General features: G+C 71.4%; 17 protein-coding genes. 9 read left to right on the forward strand and 8 right to left on the reverse strand.

Going from position 1 to position 19,394, the window contains the following annotated elements:
* Both argS and KAF39_RS10470 read left to right on the forward strand, forming a co-directional pair.
* Nucleotides 1-1,665 (forward strand): arginine--tRNA ligase, encoded by a 1,665-nt coding sequence (gene argS, locus KAF39_RS10465; RefSeq protein WP_210677199.1) that lies wholly within the window; start codon nt 1-3, stop codon nt 1,663-1,665.
* Nucleotides 1,666-1,673: 8 nt separating this feature from the next.
* Nucleotides 1,674-2,519, forward strand: a complete 846-nt coding sequence (locus KAF39_RS10470; RefSeq protein WP_210677200.1) for a DUF2993 domain-containing protein — start codon at nt 1,674-1,676, stop codon at nt 2,517-2,519.
* 15 nt (nt 2,520-2,534) lie between these two features.
* On the opposite strand, the gene KAF39_RS10475 is transcribed toward KAF39_RS10470, so the two are convergent.
* Genes KAF39_RS10475 through KAF39_RS10490 form a run of 4 tightly spaced genes read right to left on the reverse strand, consistent with a single transcriptional unit; the run spans nt 2,535 to nt 5,857 of the window.
* Nucleotides 2,535-3,269 (reverse strand): alpha/beta fold hydrolase, encoded by a 735-nt coding sequence (locus tag KAF39_RS10475; RefSeq protein ID WP_210677201.1) that lies wholly within the window; start codon nt 3,267-3,269, stop codon nt 2,535-2,537.
* Between the two features lies 1 nt (nt 3,270).
* Nucleotides 3,271-3,852 carry a TetR/AcrR family transcriptional regulator gene (locus KAF39_RS10480; RefSeq protein ID WP_210677202.1) on the reverse strand — a complete coding sequence of 194 codons (582 nt, stop codon included), beginning with the start codon at nt 3,850-3,852 and terminating at the stop codon, nt 3,271-3,273.
* Nucleotides 3,845-4,732, reverse strand: coding sequence for an alpha/beta fold hydrolase (locus KAF39_RS10485; protein ID WP_210677203.1), 888 nt, complete (start codon nt 4,730-4,732; stop codon nt 3,845-3,847). Before KAF39_RS10485 ends, KAF39_RS10480 begins: the two co-directional genes overlap by 8 nt.
* A gap of 51 nt (nt 4,733-4,783) precedes the next feature.
* Complete coding sequence (locus tag KAF39_RS10490) at nt 4,784-5,857, reverse strand: YihY/virulence factor BrkB family protein (RefSeq protein ID WP_210677204.1); 1,074 nt, start codon at nt 5,855-5,857, stop codon at nt 4,784-4,786.
* 147 nt (nt 5,858-6,004) lie between these two features.
* Here KAF39_RS10490 and lysA point away from each other — a divergent pair, with 147 nt between their 5' ends.
* From lysA to prfA, 5 genes are all read left to right on the forward strand, one after another.
* Nucleotides 6,005-7,423: a diaminopimelate decarboxylase gene (lysA, locus tag KAF39_RS10495; protein ID WP_210677205.1), complete on the forward strand. Its 1,419-nt coding sequence runs from the start codon at nt 6,005-6,007 to the stop codon at nt 7,421-7,423.
* Between the two features lie 21 nt (nt 7,424-7,444).
* The gene (locus KAF39_RS10500) at nt 7,445-8,749 is read left to right on the forward strand and encodes a homoserine dehydrogenase (protein WP_210677206.1); all 1,305 of its coding nucleotides are present in this window, start codon (nt 7,445-7,447) and stop codon (nt 8,747-8,749) included.
* Nucleotides 8,746-9,714 carry a homoserine kinase gene (gene thrB, locus KAF39_RS10505; RefSeq protein WP_307805184.1) on the forward strand — a complete coding sequence of 323 codons (969 nt, stop codon included), beginning with the start codon at nt 8,746-8,748 and terminating at the stop codon, nt 9,712-9,714. The genes KAF39_RS10500 and thrB overlap by 4 nt, the downstream gene beginning before the upstream one ends.
* 143 nt (nt 9,715-9,857) lie before the next feature.
* Nucleotides 9,858-11,825: a transcription termination factor Rho gene (gene rho / locus KAF39_RS10510; protein WP_210677207.1), complete on the forward strand. Its 1,968-nt coding sequence runs from the start codon at nt 9,858-9,860 to the stop codon at nt 11,823-11,825.
* Between the two features lie 8 nt (nt 11,826-11,833).
* On the forward strand, nt 11,834-12,913 hold the full coding sequence (gene prfA / locus KAF39_RS10515; protein ID WP_210677208.1) for a peptide chain release factor 1: 1,080 nt from the start codon (nt 11,834-11,836) through the stop codon (nt 12,911-12,913).
* A gap of 15 nt (nt 12,914-12,928) precedes the next feature.
* Here the strand turns inward: prfA and KAF39_RS10520 are convergent, their stop codons facing one another.
* Together KAF39_RS10520 and KAF39_RS10525 are read right to left on the reverse strand one after the other, a co-directional pair.
* Nucleotides 12,929-13,582, reverse strand: coding sequence for a response regulator (locus KAF39_RS10520; RefSeq protein WP_210677209.1), 654 nt, complete (start codon nt 13,580-13,582; stop codon nt 12,929-12,931).
* The gene (locus KAF39_RS10525) at nt 13,579-15,216 is read right to left on the reverse strand and encodes a sensor histidine kinase (protein WP_210677210.1); all 1,638 of its coding nucleotides are present in this window, start codon (nt 15,214-15,216) and stop codon (nt 13,579-13,581) included. Before KAF39_RS10525 ends, KAF39_RS10520 begins: the two co-directional genes overlap by 4 nt.
* Nucleotides 15,217-15,366: 150 nt before the next feature.
* Between KAF39_RS10525 and KAF39_RS10530 the strand changes: the two genes are divergently transcribed.
* Nucleotides 15,367-16,914 carry a CitMHS family transporter gene (locus KAF39_RS10530; protein ID WP_210677211.1) on the forward strand — a complete coding sequence of 516 codons (1,548 nt, stop codon included), beginning with the start codon at nt 15,367-15,369 and terminating at the stop codon, nt 16,912-16,914.
* A gap of 3 nt (nt 16,915-16,917) precedes the next feature.
* On the opposite strand, the gene epsC is transcribed toward KAF39_RS10530, so the two are convergent.
* Nucleotides 16,918-17,487, reverse strand: coding sequence for a serine O-acetyltransferase EpsC (gene epsC / locus KAF39_RS10535; RefSeq protein ID WP_210677212.1), 570 nt, complete (start codon nt 17,485-17,487; stop codon nt 16,918-16,920).
* Nucleotides 17,488-17,495: 8 nt separating this feature from the next.
* On the reverse strand, nt 17,496-18,434 hold the full coding sequence (gene cysK / locus KAF39_RS10540; protein WP_210677213.1) for a cysteine synthase A: 939 nt from the start codon (nt 18,432-18,434) through the stop codon (nt 17,496-17,498).
* Between the two features lie 97 nt (nt 18,435-18,531).
* Between cysK and prmC the strand changes: the two genes are divergently transcribed.
* Nucleotides 18,532-19,392 carry a peptide chain release factor N(5)-glutamine methyltransferase gene (gene prmC, locus KAF39_RS10545; protein WP_210677214.1) on the forward strand — a complete coding sequence of 287 codons (861 nt, stop codon included), beginning with the start codon at nt 18,532-18,534 and terminating at the stop codon, nt 19,390-19,392.
* The last annotated feature ends 2 nt before the right edge of the window (nt 19,393-19,394 follow it).

Below are 19,394 nucleotides of genomic sequence, written 5' to 3' on the forward strand. Positions count from 1 at the left end.
ATGAATCCTGAAACGCTCGCCCACGCCCTCCTCGCCGTCCTCGCTCCCATCGCCGAGGAACGACGTCCGGGCGAGCCGTTCGACCTCTCCGCCGCCGACATCGTGCTCGAGCGTCCGCGCAACCGCGACCACGGCGACTGGGCCTCGAACATCGCCATGCGCCTGGCCAAGCCCTTCGGCACGAACCCGCGCGAGCTCGCCCAGCAGATCGCCGACGGACTGGCTGATGTGGACGGCATCGCGAGCGTGGAGGTCGCGGGCCCCGGGTTCCTCAACATCCGTCTCGACGCGGCGGCCGCCGGTGCGCTCGCGAAGGTCATCGTCGACGCCGGTCCCGCGTACGGGACGAACTCCTCGCAGGAGGGCGTCAGCGTGAACGTCGAGTTCGTCTCGGCCAACCCCACCGGCCCGCTGCACATCGCGCACACGCGCTGGGCGGCCCTCGGTGACGCGATCGTCCGCCTGCTCCTCGCGAGCGGTGCCCACGCGGTGCGCGAGTACTACATCAACGACGCGGGTGTGCAGATGGACCGCTTCGCCGCCTCCGTCCTGGCGGCGGCCAAGGGGGAGCCCACGCCGGAGGGCGGCTACCCGGGGCAGTACATCGCGACGCTCGCCGGACGCGTGCTCGAGGCCCGCCCCGACCTGCTCGACCTCCCGGAGGAGGAGCAGCTCACGGTGGCCCGCGAGCTCGGCTACGAGTACCAGCTCGCCGAGATCAAGAACTCCCTCGAGCGCTTCAACGTGCCGTTCGACGTGTGGTTCTCCGAGCGCACCCTCCACGCGAAGGACGCCTCGGGTACCAGCCTCATCGACCACGCCGTCGATCGTCTGCGCGAACAGGGCCACGTGTTCGACGAGGACGGCGCCGTCTGGGTGCGCACGACCGACTTCGGCGACGACAAGGACCGCGTGATCCGTCGCTCCAACGGCGAGTACACGTACTTCGCCGCCGACGCCGCCTACTACCTGAACAAGGGCGACCGCGGCTTCCGCGACAAGATCTACCTGCTCGGCGCCGACCACCACGGCTACGTGCACCGTCTCAAGGCGGTCGCGGGGGCGGCAGGCGACGACCCCGCGACGAACATCCAGGTGCTGATCGGACAGATGGTGTCGATCAACGGCGCCCGCCTCAGCAAGCGCGCCGGCAACATCATCGAGATGGACGACCTGCTGGACTGGCTCGGCACGGACGCGCTGCGCTACTCGCTGGAGCGCTCACCCGCCGATTCTCCGCTCGACCTCGATCCCGAGCTGCTGCAGAAGCGCACCAACGACAACCCCGTGTTCTATGTGCAGTACGCGCATGCCCGCACGCACAACGTCGCTCGCAACGCCGCCGACTCCGGCATCGACCGGTCGGTCTTCGCTCCGGAGACGCTCACGCATGAGACCGAGGCGGCGCTGCTGGGGGCGCTCCAGGAGTTCCCCCGCATCGTGGCCTTCGCCGCCGAGGTGCGCGAGCCGCATCGCGTCGCCCGCTACCTCGAGGAGCTCGCCGGGCTCTACCACCGCTGGTACGACAACTGCCGGGTGATCCCGCTGAGCGACGCGCCGGTCGAGGACGTGCATCGCACGCGCCTGTGGCTCAACGACGCCGCCGGTCAGGTCTTCCGCAACGGGCTCGACCTGCTCGGCGTCTCCGCGCCCGAGCGCATGTAGGGAGCGCCATGAGCGACGACAACCGCACGCTGCCGTACCCGGAGCCCTCGGACGAGCATCCGACGCTCGTCATCCCCGGCTCCAGGGACGACCGGGGTGATACCGGTGCGACGCGTCGTCGTCGGTGGCCCTGGGTGGTGCTCATCGTCGTGGTCGTGCTCGCGGCGCTCGTGGTGGCGGCGGAGTTCGTCGCCCGCGCGGTGCTCCCCGGCGCCGTCCGATCGATCGTGATCGAGCAGCTCGACCTCCCCGCCGATCAGCAGCTCGACGTCGAGACCGAGGGGCTTCTGGTCCCGCAGCTCGTCGCCGGACGCCTGGACACCCTGCGACTGTCGACCGATGCCATCACCTTGGAGGGCATCACGGGAGCGGCGGACGTCACGGCGACGGGCGTGCCGCTGCGGGGCGGAGACCTCGACGGCGCGGACGGCACCATCCGCATCGATCAGGAACAGTTCACCGCTCTGCTCTCCGATACCGACCTCCCGGTGGAGACGGTCGAGTTCGCGGCGCCGAACGCGACGCTCGCCGGCTCGTTCGACGTGCTCGGCACTGCGGTGCCGGTGTCGGTGACCCTCACTCCCGGGGCCGTCGACGGTGATCTCGAACTCACGCCGGTAGCGGCGAGCATCGGCGGCGTGGACATCGATCTGGACCGGGTCGGGTCGTCCCTCGGCTCCCTCGGTGCCGGGATCACGGAGCCGCGGCGCGTGTGCATCGCGGACCAGCTCCCTGCCGGTCTCACGCTGACAGGCGTGGAGATCGTCGACGGTGAGGCCGTGATCGACATCGACGTGAACGGCGCGATCGTCACCGACGAGTCGCTCCAGGAGAAGGGCACCTGCGACCGCTGACCGCTCCGCCCCGGGTCAGGCGGACAGGCTCTCTTCCAGACGGGCGGCGAGCGCGGCGGGCTGCTGCAGCGGAATGCCGTGTCCGCACTCCGCGACCACGTCGAGGGTCGCCCGCGGATGCACGCGACTGAGCAGTTCGGCGGAACGGTGCATGAGCGGCTTCTCGTTCGCGCCGACGAGCACCAGAGCGGAGCCGGGGTGCGCGCGCCACGCCGGCGGGGTCGTGAACCGTAGATTCTCCCCGACCGCGCGCAGCAGCGTCGTGCGGGAGAGGGCGGCGGAGGTCTCCAGATACCGAGGGAGCAGCTCGTCGGGGATGAACAGCTCGCGCGCCTGGAGACGGGCGAAGCGCGGGTTCCTCGCGAGTCCGGCGGTCAGGCGGAGCAGGGCGAGGGTGGGACCGGCGGCGCGCATCGGCTCCGCCTGGGCGCTGATGACGACGGCGTCGCCGACGAGATCCGGGCGCCGGGCGGCGAGCAGCACGGCGAGTTGCGCGCCCAGGGAGAACCCGACGACGGTGGCTGCTTCCCCTTCCTGCTCCAGGAGGGCGACGAGCCCCGCCACCGTCTCCTCGTGGGACACGTAGTCCGCCGTCGCGCTGCGACCGTGGCCGGGAAGGTCGGGGATGATGATGCGCCGTGCCGGGTCGAGGTGACGACGCATCGGGTCCCACATCCACCCGGCGACGCCGCCGCCGTGCAGAAGCAGCAGAGGACGGGTCCCCGGGGAGCCGAAAGTCTCGTGATGCATGTCACTCCGTCTCGAAGGTCGCGGCCATGCGGCCGATGGTGTCGATGGCGCTCTCCAAGCGAGCGGCATCCAGGGGGCCCAGGACGGAGGCGGCGGAGAGCAGCCCGATTGTCGCGCTGGACAGCGCCAGAGCCAGGCCTTCGGGGTCGACGTCGCGCCGGATGCGTCCGCGTTCCTGCAGATCGCGGATCGTGGCGACGACGCGCGCATGCCGCGCTCGGTACCGGGCGGGCGGCTGTGCGGACACCCGCGCGCCCAGCACGCCCGCGTCGTCGAGGAACGCCGCGGTCATGAGGTCGTCGTCGAGCAGCGCCACCGCCGTCGCGCGGTAGAGGGTGCTGAGCGAGGGATCCACGCCCGCGAGCCGCGCGACGTCGTCCGCGAGCCGCGCGGCGCCGCGTTCGAGCAGGGCGTCGAGGATGTCCTGCTTCGCCGCGAACTCCCGGTACACCGCGCCTTTGCCGATGCCGGCACCGTGCGCGATCGCCGCAACGCTCATCGCGTCGAACCCGGCCGTCAGGACGAGGTGCTCCGCCGCGTCCAGGATGCGGCGTCGGCGGTCCGGCACGAGCGGCCTAGGCATCGGACCCCCCGGCGAAGGCGTCGCGCAGCGCCGGGATGACGACGTCGGGGCGGTCGCGCTGCACCCAGTGGCCGGCACCGGGGACGACCACGAGCGTTCCGCAGGGCAGGGCCGCGGCCGCGTCCTGCGCTCGTCGCAGCGGGACCCCGGAGTCCCGGTCGCCGTGCACGAGGAGCACGGGGGTGCGGATCTCGGCGAGCCGATCGCGGTAGTCCGTCCGGAGCCGCATCGGCCGTACCTGGTCGCGCTGCCACTCTCCGAACGTGCGGAGTCCCTGACCGGTCGTCGCTTCGTCGAGCACCGCGTCCACGAGAGCGGGCGTGCGTGCCGCGGGGGAGCGCACCAGATCCCGGAGCCCGCGCTCCATCGCCCTCCGGTCACGGCCGTATGCGCGCGTCATCGCCCCGAGCAGGCCGGACCGTAGGAGCAGGAAGGTGGACAGATGGGCGACGGCGCTGAACGGACCGTCGGTCAGACGCGGCATCAGACCGTAGCTTCCGAGGAGGGCGGCGGACCGCACCCCTTCCGGACGATCCAGGAGGTGGCCGAGCGTCATCCCCGCGCCGAGCGACAACCCGGCGATCGCATACTCGCGGAGACCGAGGGCCTCGACGACGTCGCCCACCCCCGCGACGAGGCACTCCTGCGTCAGAGGGTGCGTCGCGCGGGGACTGCGACCGAATCCGGGATGATCGGGGGCGAACACGCGGTGGCCCGCCGCGGCGAGCGCAGGCCCGACTTCTCCCCAGGAGAGGGCGGCGCTGTCGGCGCCTCCGCCGTGCAGGAGGAGCACCGGGACCCGGGTCTCCGCGGCGGGTCGCCACTCCAGCACCGACGCCTCCCCTCCGGGAAGGATCACGGTGCGACGATGCGCGGACATGCATCCCCTCTCGTTGTGACCACCGTAGCGGATTCGGTCACTACGAGGGCGTCACGACTTCTCGGGGGTGCCGTTCTCCTCGGCCGCCGCGCGCTGCGCCTCGCGCAGCTCGGCGGTCGCGACCTTCACGTCGACCTCGGCGCGTTGCAGACGCCGCTGGACGAACGTCCGCGCCCCGAACCGTTCGTGCAGACGGTCGCCGCGCTCCTCCTCGGCCGTGACGATGTAGGCGCACGCGACGAGGATCACCTGGGTGGACAGCTGCAGCCAGATCAGCAGGGCGAGCAGCGAGGCGAACGAGGCCAGGAGCGGGTTGCTCGTGGCGCCCCCGACGAAGAGGCCCGAGAGCTGCTGCAGCACGATCAGGCCGAACGCGCCGAGGAGCGCTCCGGTCCACAGCGAGCGGGCGGAGGGGCGCACCCCGGAGAGCAGCAGGAAGGCGCCGACGATGAGGGCGGCGTCGAGGGCGAAGACCACCAGCAGGGAGAGCACCCGCACGCTCCATGCGAGCAGCGGGGAGTCCGACGGCACACCGAGCAGGTCGCCGATCCAGGTCACACCGAGCTGTCCGATGAACGTGACCCCGGCGGCGAGCACGAAGGCGAGCCCGATGCCCAGACCCAGGAGGAGGTTGCGGATGATGACCCAGATCCACAGGATGTCGGCCTGGATCGTCCCGGCGATCGTGCGGATGGCAGTACGGAGCGAGCCGATGGCACCGAGAGCTGACCCCAGCAGCGCGACGAGGGAGATGATGCCGGCGATCGAGAACGAGGCCGGCGACCGAAGGTCTTCGGTATTGATGACACCGCCGTCCCCGATGAGGCCGGGGACGGCCGACTGCACCGCGTCGACGATCGCCCGCCAGGCGTCGGGATTGCCCGAGAGCCAGAGGGCGGCGAGCGAGAACCCGAGGAGGACGCCGGCGAACACGCTGAACAGCGCGCGGTAGGTGACGCTGTCGGCGAGCATCGGACCGCGGCGTTCGGAATAGAGCAGCACGGCGCGGACAGGCCGCCGGGCCAGCGCCCAGGCGATCGCCGGTCCCGTGATGCGGGCGACGAGTCCGGGGCGCGACGGGGCCTCGGGACGGTTGTCGGTGTCTCGGGTGTCGGTGTCTGCCACGCCCCCACCCTATGAGCCCCGGGGAGGGCGTCCACAGGGGGTTGACGCGGCGTGTCACCATGACCAGGGCGATGCAGGGGGTGCCCTAGAATCGGGGCAACTCGATGTGCGCCTCCCGCCCGAGATCCGTCCCACGATTGGTGTTCCGTGCTCGACTCTGCCGCCACGCTCGCTCCGGACTGGCTCGTCGTCCCCGACGACCCGAACGATCTCGCGGCCGGCGTCTGGCCGGCGTCGGCGGCACGGGATGAGGACGGCGCTCTGGTGCTCGCCGGCGTGCCCGCACCGGAGCTGGTGCGCACCTACGGCACGCCGCTCCTCGTGCTCGACGAAGACGAGGTGCGCGGGCGCGCGAGGGCCTTCCGCGACGCGTTCGACCGTGCCGCCTCCGCGCATGGCACGACCGCGCAGGTGTACTACGCGGGGAAGGCGTTCCTGTGCACGACGGTCGCACGCTGGGTCGTCGACGAGGGACTGCGCGTCGACGTATGCACAGGCGGCGAGCTCGAGGTGGCCCTCGCCGCGGGCGTGGCGCCCTCCTCGCTCGGCTTCCACGGCAACAACAAGTCGGTCGCCGAACTGGAACGAGCGGTCGCCGTCGGGGTCGGCACCATCGTCGTCGACAGTGCGATCGAGATCGAGCGGTTGGCGGCCATCACGGCGCGGACCGACACCGTGCAGCGCGTGATGGTCCGCGTGATCAGCGGTGTGCACGCGGAGACCCATGACTTCCTCGCCACGGCCCACGAGGACCAGAAGTTCGGTTTCCCGCTCGCCGAGGCGGAGGTCGCGGTCGCCCGGATCCGCGAGATCCCCGGTCTGGAGTTCGCCGGCCTGCACTGCCACATCGGTTCCCAGATCTTCGGCGTCGCCGGATTCCGGGAATCCGCATCGCGCGTGCTCGAGCTGCACGCCGCGCTCCTCGCGCACGGCCCTGTGCCGCAGCTGAACCTCGGCGGCGGGTTCGGCATCGCCTACACCCGGGTCGACGACCCCACCCCGATCGACGACCTGGCCGGCGGGATCGTCGCCGCAGTCGCCGAGGGCTGCGAGGCGCGGGGGATCCCGGTGCCCGCGCTCTCGTTCGAGCCCGGCCGCGCGATCGTCGGCACGGCCGGCGTCACACTGTACGAGGTCGGCACGACGAAGGACGTCACCGTCGCTTCGGGGGCGACCCGGCGCTACGTCAGCGTGGACGGCGGCATGAGCGACAACGCCCGCACCGCCCTCTACGGGGCCAGTTACTCGGCCCGCCTCGCGTCGCGGACGGGCACGGGGGTGCCGCAGCTGAGCCGGGTGGTCGGCAAGCACTGCGAATCGGGTGACATCGTCGTCGATCACGAGTACCTTCCGGGCGATGTCACACCCGGCGACCTCCTCGCCGTCCCCGCCACGGGGGCGTACTGCGCGTCGCTCGCGAGCAACTACAACCACGTCCCGCGTCCGCCGATCGTGGCGGTCCGCGAGGGCCGCTCGCGGGTGATCGTCCGCGGCGAGACCGTCCACGACCTGCTGGCCCGCGACGCGGGCATCGACGGGGCGCACGCCCCCGAGGGAGCACGATGACCCACCTCCGAAGGAGCACCCATGACTGACTACAGACGACTTCGCGTGGCGCTGCTGGGCGCCGGAGCCGTCGGCTCCCAGGTGGCGGCCCTGCTGCTCCGCCACGGCGACGAGCTGGCCGACCGCGCCGGAGCCGCGCTGGAACTGGCGGGCATCGCCGTGCGCGACCTCGATGCGCCCCGTGACGTCGAGCTGCCGAAGGAGCTCTTCACGACGGATGCGGAGTCGCTCATCGTCGGCGCCGACATCGTGATCGAGCTGATCGGCGGCATCGAGCCCGCCCGCACCAACATCCTCCAGGCCATCGGCTCGGGGGCCGATGTCGTCACCGCCAACAAGGCGCTGCTCGCGACGCACGGACCCGAGCTCTTCGAAGCCGCGGACAGGGTCGGCGCCTCGGTCTACTACGAGGCCGCGGCCGCGGGCGCGATCCCCATCATCCGCCCCCTGCGCGACTCGCTCGCGGGCGACCGCGTGGTGCGGATCATGGGAATCGTCAACGGCACCACGAACTACATCCTCGACCGGATGGACACCGAGGGCGCCGACTTCGCCGACGTGCTCGCGGACGCGCAGCGCCTGGGCTACGCGGAGGCGGACCCCACCGCCGACGTGGAGGGCTACGACGCCGCGCAGAAGGCGGCGATCCTCGCGAGCCTCGCCTTCCACACCGCGGTCCCGCTCGAGGCGGTGCACCGCGAGGGCATCACCACCATCACGGCGTCCATGATCGAGGAGGCGCGCGCGGCGGGTTTCGTCATCAAGCTGCTTGCGGTGTGCGAGCGGATCGAGGCCGACGGCGCCGAGTCCATCTCGGTGCGGGTCTACCCGGCGCTGGTGCCGGTCACCCACCCGCTCGCCTCCGTGCACGGCGCCAACAACGCCGTGTTCGTCGAGGCCGAGGCCGCCGGTTCCCTCATGTTCTACGGCGCCGGGGCGGGTGGCGTCCAGACCGCCTCCGCCGTCCTGGGCGACGTCGTCTCGGCGGCGCGTCGGCACATCGCCGGGGGCGTGGGCGTCGGTGAGTCCACCCGCGCCAACCTCCCGGTGGTGCCGATCGGTCACGTGACGACGCGGTACCAGATCACGCTCGAGGTCTCCGACGCCCCCGGCGTGCTGGCCACCGTTGCCGGCATCCTCAGCGACGGCGGCGTGTCGGTCGCGACGGTCGTGCAGACCGTCGAAGGCGAGGACGAGCCCACCGCGCGGCTCATCATCGGTACGCACCGCGCCACCGAGCAGGCGTTGAGCGACACGGTGCGCGTGCTCGCCGAGAGCGATGTCGTCGCCCGTGTGGTCTCCGTGCTCCGGGTGGAAGGCGAGTGACGACGGTGACGGCTCCCGCTCCCGAGGAGCACGGTGCGCGCATCGGCCGCACGGTCGAGGTGACGGTCCCGGCGACGAGCGCCAACCTCGGCCCCGGGTTCGACACGCTCGGCCTCGCGCTCAGCATCTACGACCGTCTCGAGGTGACCGCACTGCCCGCGGGGCAGCTCGAGATCGAGGTGTCCGGCTCCGGGGCCGAGGACATCCCGCGGGACGCGTCGAACCTCATCGTGCGGACGATCGCCCATGTGTTCGCGGACGCGGGCAGGCCGATGCCGGGTCTGCGCATCGTGGCCGAGAACGCCGTCCCGCACGGGCGTGGCCTCGGCTCCTCCGGAGCGGCGGTCGCCGCGGGCGTGCTCGCCGCGAAGGGGCTGCTCGCGGGGGACGTCGATATCTCGGACACGGACCTCCTTCGCCTCGCGACCGAGCTGGAAGGGCACCCGGACAACGTGGCGCCCGCCCTGTTCGGCGGGCTCACGATCGCCTGGATGGGGGAGAGGGGCCCGCAGCACAAGAAGCTCCTGGTGCACCGCGGCGTCTCCCCGCTCGTGCTCGTCCCGGCCTACACGATGTCGACCTCGCAGGCGCGTTCGCTGCAGCCTCCGCACGTCTCGACGGCGGATGCGGTGTTCAACGTGTCGCGCTCGGCGCTGCTGATCGCGGCGCTGATGCAGAGCCCGGAACTGCTCCTGGACGCCACCGCCGATCGCCTGCACCAGGACTACCGGGCCGGTGCCATGCCGGAGACGCAGCGGCTGGTCCAGGCCCTCCGTGCCGCGGGCTTCGCCGCCGTCGTCTCCGGTGCGGGGCCGAGCGTGCTCGTGCTGGCGGACGGTCCGGGCAGTCGTCTCGATGCGGTGGAGGTGGCCAATCAGGTGACCGACACCCCGTGGGAGGCGCTCCTGCTCGCCGTCGACGTCCGTGGTGGTACAGTGGGGGATCGAGCGGAGGGCTCCACGTAGCATTCGTGAATCTGGCCCCATTGCATCTCTTGCAAGACCCGCACGCAAACCCCTGAGGCACAAGTGCCGAGGCTGGCTGACGCCGAGCGTCAGCCCGTGCGATCGTGCGCAGCACCCGTTGTGCGCGTTCACGCTCATTTCCCATGACCTATAAGGGAGTACTCGTGGAGAACCTCTCCGAGACCCAGAACGATCAGGCGGCTCCGGCCGCTGACGCCCCCGTCGCCGAGGCGGCGACCGAGTCCGCTCCGGCGAAGAAGCGCGCGCCGCGTCGGGCCACCACCGCGACCGCCGCCACCAAGGCCGCCAAGGCCACGGAGGAGTCCGGAACCGCCGAGGCTCCCGCCGCGGCCGGCGACGCCGCCGACGCGGCGGAGGCTGCGCCGAAGGCGAAGGCCCCGCGCCGCACCCGGGCGAAGAAGGCCGATGCCGAGGCTCCCGCCGAGGCCGGCGCTGCCGAGTCGACGCCGGCGGCCGAGGCCGCCGATGCGCCGGCGGAGGCCCCCAAGTCCGGGCGCGGCCGTCGCACGAAGAAGGCGGACGCCGAGGCCCCGGAGGCGAAGACCGAGAAGGCCGAGGCCGCACCGGCCGACAACGCGACGGAGTCCGCCGAGGCGGGCACCGCGCAGGGCGGTCGCACCAAGAACGACGCGGCGAAGAACGAGTCGAAGAACGACGGCGCTGCCGCGAAGAACGACGCCGAGGCGGACGCTCCCGCGAAGGACGCGTCCGGCGAGGCTGAGAACGGCGAGGAGCAGGGCGGTCGAGGCCGCAGCCGTAACCGCAACCGCAACCGCGGCCGCGGGCAGGGCGGCGGTCAGGAGCAGGCGCAGAACGCACCGGCCGATGACGAGCAGTCCGGCAACGGCCGCAACCGTCAGCGCAACAAGCGTCGCGGCGGCGGCCAGGTCGACGAGTTCGAGACGGAGATCACCGAGGACGACGTCCTCATCCCGATCGCCGGCATCCTCGACGTGCTCGACAACTACGCGTTCGTGCGCACCACCGGCTACCTCGCGGGTCCCAGCGACGTCTACGTGTCGCTCGGCCAGGTGAAGAAGTACAACCTGCGCAAGGGCGACGCGGTCGTCGGCTCCATCAAGCAGCCGCGCGAAGGCGAGCAGCAGGGCCGTCAGAAGTACAACGCCCTCGTCAAGGTGGACTCGATCAACGGCCTCTCCGTCGACGACGCGGCCACCCGCGTGGAGTTCGGCAAGCTCACCCCGCTCTACCCGCAGGAGCGCCTGCGCCTGGAGACGGCGCCGGAGAAGCTGACGCAGCGCATCATCGACCTGGTGGCGCCGATCGGCAAGGGTCAGCGTGGTCTCATCGTCGCGCCGCCCAAGGCCGGCAAGACGATCGTGCTGCAGCAGATCGCCAATGCGATCGCGCAGAACAACCCCGAGGTGCACCTCATGGTCGTTCTCGTCGACGAGCGCCCCGAAGAGGTCACCGACATGGAGCGCACCGTGAAGGGCGAGGTCATCGCCTCGACCTTCGACCGCCCCGCCGAGGACCACACCACGGTCGCCGAACTCGCGATCGAGCGCGCCAAGCGTCTCGTCGAGCTCGGCCGCGACGTGGTCGTGCTCCTCGACTCGATCACCCGCCTGGGCCGCGCATACAACCTGGCGGCTCCGGCCTCCGGGCGCGTCCTCACCGGCGGCGTCGACGCGTCGGCGCTCTACCCGCCGAAGCGCTTCTTCGGTGCTGCACGCAACATCGAGAACGGCGGCTCCCTCACCATCCTCGCCACCGCGCTGGTGGAGACCGGTTCCAAGATGGACGAGGTCATCTTCGAGGAGTTCAAGGGCACCGGCAACAGCGAGCTGCGTCTGTCCCGTCAGCTGGCCGACAAGCGGATCTTCCCGGCGGTGGACGTCAACGCGTCCAGTACCCGTCGCGAGGAGATGCTGCTCTCCGCCGACGAGGTCAAGATCACCTGGAAGCTCCGCCGCGCCCTCGCCGGCCTCGACCCGCAGCAGGCACTCGAGGTCGTGCTCGGCAAGCTCAAGGAGACCCACTCGAACGTGGAGTTCCTCGTGCAGATGCAGAAGTCGATCCCGACGCTGCCCTCGGGCGCCCACGGGCACGACAACAACATCCGCTGAGGCCCGACGTGTTCGAGTCCGTCCAGACTCTCATCGACGAGCATCGCCGGGTGCAGGAGGAGCTCTCCGACCCGGCGGTGCACGCCGACGCGGCACGCGCGAAGCGCGTCAACCGTCGGTACGCCGAGTTGTCGCGCATCGTCGCGGCGCACGAGGCCTGGACGGCGGCCGTCGACGACCTGGAGGCGGCCCGCGAGCTCGCGCGCGAGGACGAGGCGTTCGCCGCCGAGATCCCTGCCCTGGAGGAGGGCGTGCAGACGACGCAGGAGCGCTTGCGGCGTCTGCTGATCCCGCGGGATCCGGACGACGCCCGCGACGTCATCATGGAGATCAAGGCGGGGGAGGGCGGCGCCGAGTCGGCCCTGTTCGCCGCCGACCTGCTGCGCATGTACGTGCAGTACGCCGCATCGAAGGGGTGGAAGACCGAGCTCCTGGAGCGCAACGAGTCCGACCTCGGCGGCTACAAGGACGTCCAGGTCGCCATCAAGGGGTCCTCGTCCGATCCGGCGCAGGGCGTCTGGGCGCATCTGAAGTACGAGGGCGGCGTGCACCGCGTGCAGCGGGTTCCCGCGACGGAGTCGCAGGGGCGCATCCACACGTCGACCACCGGGGTGCTCGTGTTCCCCGAGGTGGACGAGCCCGAGGAGATCCAGATCGACCAGAACGATCTGAAGATCGACGTTTTCCGCTCGTCGGGGCCCGGTGGGCAGTCCGTGAACACTACGGACTCGGCGGTGCGCATCACCCACGTGCCGACCGGCATCGTCGTGTCGATGCAGAACGAGAAGTCGCAGCTGCAGAACCGTGAGGCCGCCATGCGCGTCCTGCGTGCCCGCTTGCTCGCCAAGCAGCAGGAGGAGCTCGACGCGGCGGCCTCCGATGCCCGCAAGTCGCAGATCCGCGGGATGGATCGCTCGGAGCGGATCCGCACCTACAACTTCCCGGAGAACCGGATCGCGGATCACCGGACCGGGTTCAAGGCCTACAACCTCGATCAGGTCATGGACGGCGCGCTGGATCCGATTATCGAGAGCGCCATCGCCGCCGACGAGGAGGCGCGTCTCGCCGCCGTCGGCTCCGAGAGCTGACCGGCGGCTTCCCTCTCAGGATCGGGCGGCGTACCGGTGCTCGGGGCGGCCGGTCGACCCGTAGCGGAGACGCACCTCGACGACCGCCCGCGCCGCGAGGGCCGCGAGGTGCCGCTGCGCTGTCGCCCGGGAGATGCCGACCTGTTCGGCGACCTCCGTGGCCGAGGCCTCGCCGTCGCCCAGCGCCTCCAGGACCCGCTGCTCGGTGGCCGAACGGGAGAGTGACACCGGCTCGCCCGCGCCGTGCAGGATGGCGAGGGCCCTGTCCACGTCCTCCTGGCGCAGGGCGCGGTCGCCCGCGAGGAGGTTGCGGTAGCGCAGATAGCGGTCGAGGAGACCATTCAGGGCGCGACGGTCGAACGGCTTGACGAGATAGCCCACGGCGCCCGATCGGAGGGCGCGTCGCACGGTCACCGCATCGTCCGCGGCGGAGATGAGGATCGTGTCGACATCGGTCTCCCTGGCGAGCGCGACGCCGTCCCCGTCAGGGAGGTACACGTCGGCGAGCAGCAGATCGGGGCGGGAGGAGCGCAGCAGATCTCGTGCCTCGGCGCAGGACCGCGCGGTCGCGGTCGCCGTGAAGCCCGGATGGCCGTCGACGATGCTCTCGTGCAGCTGGGCGACCCGGAAGTCGTCGTCGAGGATGAGCACGCGAAGCGGTTCGGTCATGGATTCTCCTGACGGTCCGGCGGTGTGGGGTCGAGGGCGTCGCCGAGGCGGGCGGCGAACACGGCGCCGTGGTCCGCGCCACCGGGGTCGATGACCCAGAGGTCTCCGCCGTGGCGGCGTGCGATCTCCGTGGCGAGCGGCAGACCGATCCCGTGTCCGTGTATGCGGTCCTCGTCGACGGGCTCCGGCCGCGGTGGGGGAGTCGACAGACCCGGTCCGGAGTCCGCGACCGTGACCACGAGGTCCTCGTGGTCGCTCAGGACGGAGACCTCGACCCAGCGCGGGGTGCGGGGCCCGGCCACGGCGGCGGTGACCGCGTTGTCGATGAGGTTGCCGAGGACACTCGCGACGTCCTCCGCGCGCCGGACGGTGCCCAGGAGCTGAGAGTCCTCGGCGACGCGCAGCGCGACGCCGCGCTCGGCCGCCTCCACGCCCTTGGCGCCGAGGAATGCATGCAGGAACGGATCGCCCACGAGATCGAGGCCCGCGACCGGGAAGGCGACCGGCCCGCGGGTCACGAGTTCGTCCAGGAATGCGCGCGCGTCGACGATGCGTCCGGCGTCGATCAGACCGGCGGCCACGTGCAGGCGGTTCGCGAACTCGTGCCGCTGCACGCGCAGCGCGGCGGTCATGGTGCGCACCGTCTCCAGCCGTTCGGTCAGCGCGATCAGGTCGGTGCGGTCGCGCACGATGAGCACGTCGCCGAGGGCGCGTCCGTCCCGGCGCACCGGCCGGGCCTCGAGGTACAGCATCCGATCCCCGACGACCGCCTGCGCGCGATCGCGCTGGCCCCTGGCGGCGTCGACGACGGCCGGCGGCAGTCCGAGGGCGTCGATCGCGCGCCCCGTCGGCGCGTCGATGCCCAGCATCCGATCGGCTGCGGCGTTGCTCACCCGCACGATGCCGTCTTGATCGAGCGCGATCACCCCGTCGCCCACGCCGTCGAGCACCGCCGTCTGGTTCTGGACGAGAGCGACGAGTTCCTCCGGCTGGACGCCGAGCGTCAGGCGCTCCCATCGTCGGCGCAGGAGCAGGAACGCGAGGAGGGCGAGGGCCAGGGCGCCCGCCGCGGTCAGGCCGAGCGCCAGGAGGAGCGGCGGAAGGTCGTCGAAGACACCGCTGCGCTCGAACCCGACGCTGATCTCGCCGACGGGCGTGCCGGCGGCGTCGCGCACGGGTACCTTCGCGCGGGCCGACTCGCCGAGGGTCCCGGTCTGCCAGTCGACGACCTCGTTGCCCGTGAGCACCTCGGCGAACGGGGTGCTCACCTCCTCACCGAGCCGCGAGGGCAGGGGATGGGCGAGCCGGATGCCGTGGTCGTCCGTGATGACCACGAAGAGGGCGCCCGTGCGCGCGGTGACGTCCGCGGCGATCCGCTGCAGTTCGCCGTCGCGGAGCGCGACGGGATCCGGCTCCTCGTCCGCCGCCGACGCGCTGGTGACGGCGGCGCGTACCTGGGGATCCTCGGCGAGGGTGCGGGCGATGCCGAGGGCCGTCGACTCCGCTTCGGCGCGCAGCTGCTGGACCGCGAGGGCCAGGTACACCCCGGTGCAGAGCGCCACGACGAGGGCGACCGCCGCGAGGTGCAGCAAGAGCACGCGCGTCGCGAACCGGGCCCGAGTGCGTCTCGTCATCGACGGCGCCCTCCTTCTGCGCAATATGCGCAGAACCAACGGTACGCGCAGAAGGCGCGAGAATGCGGCATACCGCGCTCTCCGGCCGCGGATTTCCTACGCTCGTCGGGATCCGTCAGTGATGACGGAGCGACGACGAAGGAGTCACGCATGCCAGACGCATCGATCGGTCTGATCGCCGCCGCCTCGGACGAGGCGCCCACGTACGACGTGGCCTTCGTGCCGCCCGAGGGTGTGCTGGTCATCCTCGGCTTCACGATGGTCCTCGTGTTCATGACGCTCATCATGACCAAGCGTCTCACCCCGATGGTGGCCCTGATCCTCGTGCCGACCGTCTTCGGTCTCTTCGCGGGTGCCGGTCTCGGGCTCGGCGACATGATCCTCGACTCCATCGCGACCATGGCGCCGACGGCGGCGCTGCTCATGTTCGCGATCATGTTCTTCGGCATCATGATCGACGTCGGTCTCTTCGATCCGCTGATCCGCCTGATCACGCGGCTGCTGGGCGATGACCCGGCGAAGGTGGTGCTCGGGACGGCGATCCTCGCGGGCGCCGTGTCCCTCGACGGCGACGGGTCGACGACCTTCATCATCACGACCTCCGCGATGCTGCCGATCTACCTCCGTCTGGGGATGAGCCCCGTGGTGCTCACATGCGTCGCCGGACTCATGAACGGCACGCTCAACATCGTGCCGTGGGGTGGGCCGACCGTGCGCGCCGCGACCGCCCTGGGCGTGCAGCCCACCGAGATCTTCGTGCCGATGCTGCCCGCCCTCGGCGCCGGCATCGTCGTGACGCTCGGCTTCGCCTGGCTGCTGGGTCTGGGGGAGCGGCGCCGACTGGGACGGATCGACGCGGACGGGCGCCTGACCGGTGCCGACGGGGGCGTGCTCGCCGCCGTGCCACGGATCTTCCGTGGCGCCGAGCTGAAGCCCGGGGCCCGCGCCTCCCTGCGCACCGGCAACCTGGTGGTCGTCGCCGGCGGCCGCGGGCCCGTCGCGGCGGCCAGCGTCGACCCGGCGGACACGGCGATGGCCGACACCATGCTCGACCCGTCCCGGCCGACCCTGCGACCCCGGCTGATCTGGTTCAACCTCGGGCTGACCGTCGCCGTGATGGTCCTGCTCGTCATCGACATCTTGCCGCTGCCCTATGTGTTCATGGTCGGGGCCGGCATCGCGCTCCTCGTGAACTTCCGCGGGATCAAGGATCAGGCGGCGGAGATCGTGGCGCACGCCCCGAGCATCGTCGGCGTCGTGTCGATGGTGATCGCCGCGGGCGTCCTCGTCGGCGTCCTCTCCGGCACGGGCATGGTCGACGCGATGGCGACCTGGATCACGAACGTGCTGCCTCCCGCGCTCGGGCCGTTCCTCGCGCCGATCACCGGCGTGCTGTCCATCCCGTTCACGTTCTTCATGTCGAACGACGCGTTCTACTTCGGCATCCTGCCCGTGCTCGCGCAGAGTGCGGCCAACTTCGGCATCGATCCCGTCGAGATGGCGCGGGCCTCCATCACCGGTCAGCCGGTGCACCTGCAGAGCCCGCTCGTCCCGGCGATCCTGCTGCTGGTCTCCCTCGCCGGCGTGAACCTCGGAGACCACCACCGCAAGGTGCTGTGGCGGGCGACGATCGTCTCCCTGGTGATGCTCGGCGTCGGGATCCTGGTGGGGGCGGTCCCGTTCTTCGTGGCCTCGTGACCCTCAGATCGAGTAGTCGGGGGCGGTCAGCAGCGCCCGGGTGTCCTCGCCGGCCGTCCGCTGGCGCGGCTTGGCGGGGACGCCGACGAGCACACTGTCCGCCGGTGCGTCCTTCGTCACCACGGCGTTCGCTCCGATGACGGAACGCGCTCCGACGGTGATGGGACCGAGGATCTTCGCGCCGGCGCCCACGGCCACGCCGTCGCGCAGAGTCGGATGCCGCTTGCCGACGTCGCGCGTGCGGCCGCCGAGGGTCACACCGTGGTACATGAGCACGTCGTCGCCGATCTCGGCGGTCTCGCCGATCACGACTCCCATGCCGTGATCGATGAAGAAGCGGCGGCCGATCCGGGCACCGGGATGGATCTCGACCCCGGTCAGCCAGCGGGCCACCTGCGATCCGGCGCGGGCGAGGAGACGCAGGCGGCGCCGCCACAGCGCGTGCGACACCCGGTGCGCCCAGATGGCGTGCAGTCCGGGGTACAGCAGCGCGACCTCGATCGCCGTCCGCGCCGCCGGATCGCGAAGGCGCGCGGCGGCGATGTCCTCGCGCATTCGCCCGATCATGCCCATCGAGGACCTCAGTCTTCGCGGAGGTCCTCGAACAGGGCGGTGGAGAGGTACCGCTCGCCGGTGTCCGGGATGATGACGACGATGGTCTTGCCGGCGTTCTCCGGACGTGCTGCCACGGTCAGCGCGGCCGAGACGGCCGCGCCGGACGACATGCCGACGAGGAGTCCCTCCTTCGCCGCCAGCGCGCGGGCCGTGCGCAGCGAGTCCTCGAACTCGGCGGTGATGACCTCGTCGAGGACGTCGCGGTCGAGCACATCGGGCACGAAGTTCGGACCGATGCCCTGGATCTTGTGCGGTCCGGGGTGTCCTTCCGTGAGGACGGGGGAGTCCTTCGGCTCGACGGCGATGACCTGCACCCCGGGCTTGGCGGCCTTCAGGGCCTGGCCGGTGCCGGTGACGGTGCCCCCGGTGCCGACGCCGGCGATGAAGATGTCGACGGCGCCATCGGTGTCGCGGAGGATCTCCTGCGCGGTCGTCTCGCGGTGGATCTGCGGGTTGGCGGGGTTTTCGAACTGACGGATCCATACGGCTCCGGGCGTCTCGTCGACGATGCGCTTGACCTCTTCGATCGCGCCCTTCATGCCCTTGGTGGGATCGGTGAGGACGATCTCCGCGCCGAAGGCCTTGAGCAGCACCCGACGTTCCTTCGACATCGACGCCGGCATGGTGAGGATGACGCGGTATCCGCGGGCGGCGCCGACCATCGCCAGTGCGATGCCGGTGTTGCCGCTCGTGGACTCGACGATGGTGCCGCCGGGGGCGAGCGCACCGGCGGCCTCGGCCGCGTCGATCATGGCGATGCCGATGCGATCCTTCACGCTGGAAGCGGGGTTGTAGTACTCGAGCTTGGCGAGCACGGTGGCGCCGAGCCCCTCGGTCACGCGGTTGAGGCGGACGAGCGGGGTGTTCCCGAAAGCGGTGGTGATGTCGGGGTGGATGCCGGACATGGGGGAGCCTTCCTGTGCGGGTTCGCTGCCGTTCCAGCCTAGGCGAGGGCGGGGGGAGCGGGAGCATTGTGACGGCGGCGCACTCTACGCTGGAGCAATGCCCGACCTCTCTCTCGCTGCGGCCGTGCGCGCTGCCGCTCAGCGTCTCGCCGACGCAGGCGTCCCCGATCCCCTCGTCGACGCCGAGCTGCTCGTCGGGCACGTGCGCGGGCAGCGGCGGGGAGAGGTCCAGGCGGCCCTCATCCGCGGTGAGCTCCTGTCCGCTGACGATGCCGCCGTGCTGGACGGCCTCGTCGCGCGGCGGGCGGGCCGGGAGCCGCTGCAGCACCTGACCGGCACCGCACCGTTCCGTCATCGGGAGCTGCTGGTCGGGCCCGGGGTGTTCGTGCCCCGCCCCGAGACGGAGACGGTGGTGCAGTACGCGATCGATGCGCTGCTGGGCTCGGGGGAGCCCGCCCCCGTCGGGGTTGACCTCGGGACGGGCAGCGGAGCGATCGCGGTCGCGATGGCCACTGAGGTGCCGCACGCCCGCGTTTATGCGGCGGAGATCTCTCCGGAGGCGCACACCTGGGCGCGCCGCAACGTCGCGGGCATCGACAACCTCACACTGGTTCTGTCGGATCTCGCGGACGCGTTCCCCGAACTCGACGGCACGGCCACCGTCGTGATCTCGAACCCGCCCTACGTCCCCGATCAGGCCGTCCCACGCGACCCGGAGGTGCGGCTGTTCGATCCGGCACTCGCCCTCTACGGCGGCGAGGACGGCCTCGACGTCGTCCGCGTGCTCAGCACCCGTGCGCTGCGCCTGCTGCGCCCAGGAGGAACGCTCGTGATCGAGCACGGCGAGCTGCAGGGCGCTCCGATCCGGGAGCTCCTCGCGGCGGACGGGTGGAGAGCCGCAGCCACCCATCGTGATCTGACGTTGCGCGACCGTGCCACCACGGCCGTCCGCCCCTGATC

Origin of the sequence: Microbacterium sp. BLY (genome assembly GCF_017939615.1) — a bacterium.
Classification (GTDB): Bacteria; Actinomycetota; Actinomycetes; order Actinomycetales; family Microbacteriaceae; genus Microbacterium.

What these genes read in the sequence shown, in the direction of transcription:
- argS (WP_210677199.1), top strand. Translation starts at nt 1, where the DNA reads ATGAATCCTGAAACGCTCGCCCACGCCCTCCTCGCCGTCCTCGCTCCC.
- KAF39_RS10470 (WP_210677200.1), top strand. Translation starts at nt 1,674, where the DNA reads ATGAGCGACGACAACCGCACGCTGCCGTACCCGGAGCCCTCGGACGAG.
- KAF39_RS10475 (WP_210677201.1), bottom strand. Translation starts at nt 3,269, where the DNA reads ATGCATCACGAGACTTTCGGCTCCCCGGGGACCCGTCCTCTGCTGCTT.
- KAF39_RS10480 (WP_210677202.1), bottom strand. Translation starts at nt 3,852, where the DNA reads ATGCCTAGGCCGCTCGTGCCGGACCGCCGACGCCGCATCCTGGACGCG.
- KAF39_RS10485 (WP_210677203.1), bottom strand. Translation starts at nt 4,732, where the DNA reads ATGTCCGCGCATCGTCGCACCGTGATCCTTCCCGGAGGGGAGGCGTCG.
- KAF39_RS10500 (WP_210677206.1), top strand. Translation starts at nt 7,445, where the DNA reads ATGACTGACTACAGACGACTTCGCGTGGCGCTGCTGGGCGCCGGAGCC.
- rho (WP_210677207.1), top strand. Translation starts at nt 9,858, where the DNA reads ATGACCTATAAGGGAGTACTCGTGGAGAACCTCTCCGAGACCCAGAAC.
- KAF39_RS10520 (WP_210677209.1), bottom strand. Translation starts at nt 13,582, where the DNA reads ATGACCGAACCGCTTCGCGTGCTCATCCTCGACGACGACTTCCGGGTC.
- KAF39_RS10525 (WP_210677210.1), bottom strand. Translation starts at nt 15,216, where the DNA reads ATGACGAGACGCACTCGGGCCCGGTTCGCGACGCGCGTGCTCTTGCTG.
- KAF39_RS10530 (WP_210677211.1), top strand. Translation starts at nt 15,367, where the DNA reads ATGCCAGACGCATCGATCGGTCTGATCGCCGCCGCCTCGGACGAGGCG.
- epsC (WP_210677212.1), bottom strand. Translation starts at nt 17,487, where the DNA reads ATGGGCATGATCGGGCGAATGCGCGAGGACATCGCCGCCGCGCGCCTT.
- cysK (WP_210677213.1), bottom strand. Translation starts at nt 18,434, where the DNA reads ATGTCCGGCATCCACCCCGACATCACCACCGCTTTCGGGAACACCCCG.
- prmC (WP_210677214.1), top strand. Translation starts at nt 18,532, where the DNA reads ATGCCCGACCTCTCTCTCGCTGCGGCCGTGCGCGCTGCCGCTCAGCGT.